Annotated in this window: 4 protein-coding genes; all 4 read right to left on the bottom strand. The window is 58.3% G+C overall.

The window, feature by feature from the left end; translation table 11 throughout:
* The coding region (locus WBV42_RS20100; protein ID WP_423987607.1) for an undecaprenyl phosphate translocase family protein at window positions 1-295 on the bottom strand (295 nt) is incomplete at its 3' end.
* A 236-nt stretch (window positions 296-531) separates the two neighbouring features.
* Window positions 532-3,579, bottom strand: coding sequence for an oligosaccharyl transferase, archaeosortase A system-associated (locus WBV42_RS20095; RefSeq protein WP_423987606.1), 3,048 nt, complete (start codon window positions 3,577-3,579; stop codon window positions 532-534).
* Between the two features lie 150 nt (window positions 3,580-3,729).
* Window positions 3,730-5,202, bottom strand: a complete 1,473-nt coding sequence (locus WBV42_RS20090) for a polysaccharide biosynthesis C-terminal domain-containing protein (RefSeq protein WP_423987605.1) — start codon at window positions 5,200-5,202, stop codon at window positions 3,730-3,732.
* Between the two features lie 120 nt (window positions 5,203-5,322).
* Window positions 5,323-6,618: a sulfatase-like hydrolase/transferase gene (locus WBV42_RS20085; RefSeq protein ID WP_423987604.1), complete on the bottom strand. Its 1,296-nt coding sequence runs from the start codon at window positions 6,616-6,618 to the stop codon at window positions 5,323-5,325.
* Window positions 6,619-6,661: the final 43 nt, after the last annotated feature.

The raw sequence follows: 6,661 nt of genomic DNA, 5'->3' as shown, positions 1-6,661 counted from the left end.
TTCCCCACGTGACGGCACCCGTCACCGCGACGACTGCCGTTGCGATTCCCGCACCCAGTGCGAGCAGGAACGGGATATCCATTTCGGCAAGCATCTCGCGGACGACTGCGCGTTCGTCGGGGTCGTACGCGCGGAGGATACTCGGCACGATTCGCGGGTCGAAGGACGCGACGGCGGAGATGAGCCGTTCGTAGATTCCCGTGATGAGGGCAATCGTTCCGCCGGAGACGCCGGGGACCGCGTCGGCGGACCCCATGCAGACTCCTTTCAGGTAGATAGTCAGCAGGCCACGCATTGCCCCGGGGTTTCCGGTCGAATCAAAAAACGATTCCCATCCGCGCTCGACGCTACCGGACTCGCGTTCGTCACCAGTCACGTCGGTGTCTACGACACGCTCCGATATGAGAATGTGGGCTGGAACGTGTGAGCCGAGAGACAAGGGAAAAGGACGGAAAAAAGACAAGAAAATGAACGGGAAACAACGGGAAAACCGAACGAAAACCGAGACGAACGAAAAACGCAAAATCCGATTCAGTCCCGACGCGAGACGACCATCGCGGCCGCGAAGGTGCCGACGAGACCGGCGCGCGTCGATGGTGCCGCGGGACTCGGGAGCGAACTGCTGTTGGTCGAACTGTTAGTCGAGTTGTTCGCTCCGACCGAACCGTTTCCGGCCGAGGAGTTGCCGCCCGTTGCGTTGCTCGGTGCGGAACCGGCCGACGAGTTGTTGCTGGACGAGTTGTTCGCGCCCTCGACCGGAACCGTCTGCTGGTTCGTGACCGACACCGTCACCGGCGAGTTATCCTCGCCGATGACCTTGCCCTCCGAGACCTGCGCGGTCGCGTTCTTGAACGTGACCCCGCCGTCGCCGAGCGTTTTCGGCGTCGAGAACTCGTACGGACCGTTGGCACGAACGCTGGTGTTCGTGTACCCCTCGTCCGTGCCCCACTTTTCGTAGCCGGTCGTGGAGTACGGGAGCGTCATGGTGAACTTCCCGTTCGCGTCCGTCGTCGCCTTCTGGGTGTAGGTGAACGTGCCGCCGGTGGCGGATTTCATCTGCACCGACGCGGTAATCTCGGTGTTCGCCGGACCGGTTCCCTGCACCGTCGCGCCGGGAACGCGCTCGTACGTCTTCACCCACGAGGGTGACGTGCGGAAGTAATCCTGAACGGAGACGTTAGCCTGTTGCAGGAGTTGTGCCCGCTGTGCGAACACCTGGTAGTGCGTGGAGCCATAGCGCAGCGCGGTGGATTGGCTCTCGTGGACGACACGGTAGTGTTGAAGCGCCGGGATGTCCTCACTCGCATACGGTCCGATACCGCCTATCTGCGAGGAGCCGTCCTGTTTGACGTACTGACGGGCTTCCTTCATCGTGTCGAACTTCTTCACCTGCGGATTGATCTTGTACGTCTGACCCTGGTACGTGGTCAGATCCCAGTCCAACACGACGGGTTGCGCATCGACGGAACTCCCGTCGTACTTGTACAGGCGAACCATCGTGCTGTTGTAGTACGCCTGCTTGTGTTGAGTGATGTAGCTGCTGTTGGTGTAGATGTAGTCGACAAAGTCACTCGACGAGACGTTGTCGTCGAAGACGGTCGGCGCGAAGAACTTGACGTTCCCACTCTGTCCCTTCGTCTCGACCATCTTCCAATCGACCATCACGTAGCGGGTCTGCTCGTTCGAATCGCCCATGTTGTCGAGGATGGCGTTGGCCTGTGACTCGTTCTGGGCGAGCAGATAGTTCGCAGCGGTGGTCGCACCTTCCTGGAACGGATTGGCGTCCGGAATCCGTTCCCCGTTGGTGGTGATCCAGTGGCCGTAGTCCCACCACGACATGACGCCGTACGACCCGTTCGGGTAGTCGTAGTCGCCGTCACCTTGCGTGTACGTGCCGTAATAGGCCATCGAACTGTTGTTTCCGGCACCGTAGTTGCCTTCCTGTGGCGTGTTGCCCTGCATCCACTGCAGGCTGCCTTCCCACTGCGTGATCGCACCGGGTCCGGTGTTGTTACCGACCGTCTGTGCCGTGTAGGTCTGTGACCCCCCAACCGACATGGGCATGACGAGTCCGGGGACGACCAGCAGGAAGACGAAACAGATGGCGAGCACTTGATACAGTTCGGCGTTTCGGATCGTTTGGCCGGTCGATTTTCCGAAGCCGACGAGTCCGAGCACCCACCCGAAGAGGTAGGCGTTCAACACCGCGACCGGAACCGCGAGGTAGTAGTTGAAGCGCACCTGCGTGAACGCGGCGGCGAGGATGAAAGCCGACCATACGAGCACGAGCATCTTTTCGGCGTCGTTCTCGTTCGACGACACCGACCGCCACACCATCACCAACGCGCCGATGATGGCCGTGAAGAACATCAAACCGTACTGGGGGACGACCGCCGACGTCAGCGAGTCGCCGCTGCTCAGGAACGGTTTTGCCTCACCGATGGTGCGCTGTGCTGCGCCCGCGTTGAACCCGACGAAGCGAACGAGGTTCTCCTGAATCAGGTGGAACAGGTTCGGCAGGACGACGGAGACGACGAGAGCACCGACGGCGATAATACCGAAGATCGCCAGCGGGTAGCCCGTAGTCATGAGGTTTCGGTCGTCCCATTCGCGTGCCAGCCACGTCATGAATCCCGCGCCGATCGCGATGGCGAACGCCATGAACGGTTGGAGCAAGGAGAACTTCGTCGCGCTGAACGCAATCGTTCCGAGCGGGACGAGCAAGAGGAACCCGGCCACACCCATGCTGATCGAGGCGACGAAAGCGAGGTGGTCGGGACTGACACCGCGCACGTAATCCGCCGTCAGTTTCAGCAGGAAGAACACGCCGATGATGCCGATGAGGAGGACGCCCGGCGGCCACACCCAGAGATACATCGCGGTCGCGATTCCCGCGAGGACGCTGTAGCCGAGGGGGCGGCGAACCGACGCGAAATCACGATCCAAGAGGAGTTCGTAGACGGGGCGTTCGCGTTCCGCGGCCGAAATCGCGATCATCATCGCCAGCACGGCGAACGTCTGGAAGAAGGGCTCGACGATGTTGTGGTCCGAGAATCCGACCAAACCACGGTTCAAGAAGACCCCCGGAATGAGCGCCAACACGAGAACGCCGAAGAGGCCGCCCAGTCGGCCGCCCAGTCGCTTCCCGATGAGATACGTCGGGACGGCGACGAGCGTGCCGAAGACCGCTGGCGCGACGAGGAGTGTTAGTGAAACCGTGTGGTGGGACGGATCCCCCAGCCCAATGATCAGCGCCGCCGTGGCGACGAGTTGGTCGTAAAACGTTCCGAACTGACCGACGCTCGTCCCGAACGGATAGTACGTCCAGGGATCGAACGGCATCGTCGCGGGCCAATGATTGACTGTATACTGTACTTGTCTGAGATGATACCACGCGTCGTTACCGGAGAGGTACACCTTCCCATTGATAAGGAAGTTGTCGTACGATTGGAGGCGTACCCACAACATGAATCCCAGTAACAGTACGAGTACAGGGATGTGGTACCAGTGTTCGATATAGTCGAGGACTGAAGTAGTGGAAGTGGAGGTGTCCTCGACCTGTTCGGTGCCTTGGCTCATCTGGTGGAGAATTTGGCAAAACGCGCATAAGCCTTATGATACCAGGATGAAATGCACGCCCAAGACCGCGATATTGTATGAATTGTGTCAGTTACTAGACGATGGGAAAATCCGGTGGAGAGTGAAAAAGTATCATCATATCCAACACTGTCATCTGAGCACACGTCCCGGTAGATACCGTTCCGCGCGAGAACCACGAAGGGTAGTTGTGATGTGCCCACGAACTTCTTGACTCAGGACCACCAACAGGCCGATGTACGTTACCCCACCTACACCGACCAAGATGCCGAGGTCGAACCACGACGAGACCACGACGATGTGCTGGACTGCGGAGACAACGAAGAACATCACCACACCGACACTGAACTGGATGCGGAGTGGTCGCGGTAGGAGTTTCACCGATGGTACCTGTCGTTTAACGACGACCGCAGTGAGCACGTAGATGGTCGTTTCCGCGATGAGGGAGGCGACGACGACACCAATCGGGCCAAACCGAAGTGTAAGAATCACTCCGAGAACGACGTTGATCGTGAGTGCAAGACTCGACGCACGCATATTCACGTCTGGCCGGTCCAAACCGTTGAGCGTTTGGATCAACGGTGTCGTTTGCGTCGAAAGCACACAATAAGCTGCGATACCCGCGAGGAGAGACACTCCGAGCGTGTACTCCGGGCCGTACACAGTTACGACGAGCGCTCGTGGGATCGCCAGCGCACCGAAGAAGATAGGCACGGCGAAAATGCTCGAAAACGCAACCGTGTTCGTGACCTCTTGTCCGACTACTTTCCCGTCCGACCAAAGCCGACTGACGCGTGGCATCAGGCCACTTCCGGCGAGCGTCGCGACGAACGTCGCGGGGGACGTCAACTGCGCCGCGACTTCGTAGTTCGCTGCCGTCGCTGGTAGTAACAACACCCCAAGCAGAATCATATCGAGTCGGTTGTAAAGAGTAGTGAAGAAATCAGTCGGAATGCTGTACCTAGCGTATCTCGCGAGGCTGGCGAACGTATCGACCGACGGAACCGCCGGTCTCGTCCCGATATAGTAGAAGACGATAGGAAGCGTAAGTACCGTCGCACCCACGAGACCGTACACCATTCCGTCCACGCCGTACCCAACGAGGACGAACACGAAAATGAACTGCAACGGGAGCGTGAGATACGACCGAAGTGCGTCAGTCCACGTCGAGAGTCCAACACGACCACTGGCAGTCAGTATGCGGTCGAAGGCTTCATAGTTCGACTCTGACAAGAGCAGGACCACGAACAGGAGCGGAGCCATGGTGACACCGCTGTACGACCGGAAACGGTCGGCCAACAGCAACCCAATTGCCGCCGCGATGAGAATCCAGGCCGCGTTGAAGAGGAACTGTGCGCCGACGAGTTCCCGTCGTTTCGTCTCGTCATCGACGAATCGCTTCTTGGTCGCCGTCGCCCATCCCATCAGCGGTCGATCCGCGAGCTTCGTCACGCTGAACAGCAAGTAGTAGCCACCGAACGCTCGCGGCCCGAGTTCCCGTGCGAAGAGAATACTGGCGAGAAACCCGACTGCGGCCATCGCAAACTTGGCAATCGTCGCCTTCGCCGTCTCGCCGCCGAGACTCACGTCAGTCGCTTCGGTCATATCTCATCCATGAGGGGCAATCCATCCGAGTGTCTCTGTCCTTATCGTGTGCTCGAACCGCAATTCCCTGTCGTTTGCAATCAACCGAGTATCGAGACGATAGCGCCCAGGCGTGGTCGATTACGCATAGCCGAGGTTTTCTAAGTGTTCGATCACGGAGTCCGAAACGCGGTCATCTTCCGCCCGTTCGAGGTTCAGCGACTCAACCGCTTCCGCAATCCTCGGTTGCCACTCTTTGTCACCGACGAATCCGTCGAGCGTGTCGTAGTGATACCGCATCTCCGCGATTCCGTAACAGTCCCGGTCGTACTCGTCCGGATCCCCTCCGACCTTCTCGACGACTTCCCGTCGACGCTGGGACAACCCTCGATACTCGACAAGCCGCGAATCGCGGTTCGTAGACCGCAACAAGGATTCTCCTCTCGGACTCGGCATGTCGAGGTCGGCGAGGTCCGCGAGCGTCGCGTGAACGTCTACGAGACTCGTTACGCTCTCCGCGTCCGGAATATCCACATCACCGGAGAGACAGAGGGGAACGTGGCTCACTTCCGGACGAATTCCGATCCAGTGCAACCACGTGTCGTCCTCCCCGAGCATTTCGCCGTGGTCCCCCACAGTGATGACCACATCGAAGTCTTCCCGAACCGCCTGGAATATTTTCTCGTAAATATCCGACTGGTATCGAACAGCGTCGTCGTACGCGGTGCGTGGCCATTCCGGATCATCGTAGCCACCAGTTAGCGACGGCCGCCGTTTGTTTATCTTGGGTCGCTCGACCATCTTGTACTCTTCCGGAGGGTCGTAGGGAGCGTGTGCTTCCATGAGATTCAAGAAAAGAAACTCTCCGTCCGTGTCGAAATTTGATTTCCGAACGAACTCCAACGCTCGCTTGCTCCCTTCGTCTTCGTGCGTGATGATACCGAGATCGTTCAGTTTCATCTTGGACCCGTATTTCAACGACGGGATCGTGTCAGAATCGTCGGTGAGACACTGATAGAGTGCTTTGAAGTAGCGTGACGGTCCCTCGTCCCGATGCGTCGAGATGAACGCTCCCCAATTGAACGTGTTTTCGCTCGGGATTTGTTTGACTCGCCACGACGTTTCGAGTTCGTCGAACCCTTTGTCGAAGTTAAAGTTAGAGGACATATATATGTTCGACGTGAACCCGCGCGTCCGATAGCCGCTTTCCGACAGCCGTTCGACAATAGATGTTTCGGTCGCAGGAAAGAACTCGTTCTTTTTGTTTACCGGGACTTCACTCGGGTATTTTCCGGTGAACAACGATGCGTGGGCTGACGCTGTCCAGTGGCTTGTACTCCATGCGTTCTCGAATCGAGTGCCAGGGAGCCAATCGAAATGTTTATCGAAGTAATCTTTTCGTAGAGTGTCAAGTACAATAAGTGCGATGTTGGTCATTGTTTCCCTCTGTAGCGGACCTTGTCTATGACGTCCCAGACTC

Source organism: Haladaptatus sp. (genome assembly GCF_049589095.1).
In the GTDB taxonomy this organism is placed as follows: Archaea; Halobacteriota; Halobacteria; order Halobacteriales; family Haladaptataceae; genus Haladaptatus.
Note: the sequence above shows the minus strand (reverse complement) of the source record. Positions and strands in the feature narration are given on the sequence as shown.

Coding starts and splice junctions, on each gene's coding strand:
- WBV42_RS20095 (WP_423987606.1), bottom strand. CDS start 3,579: ATGAGCCAAGGCACCGAACAGGTCGAGGACACCTCCACTTCCACTACT.
- WBV42_RS20090 (WP_423987605.1), bottom strand. CDS start 5,202: ATGACCGAAGCGACTGACGTGAGTCTCGGCGGCGAGACGGCGAAGGCG.
- WBV42_RS20085 (WP_423987604.1), bottom strand. CDS start 6,618: ATGACCAACATCGCACTTATTGTACTTGACACTCTACGAAAAGATTAC.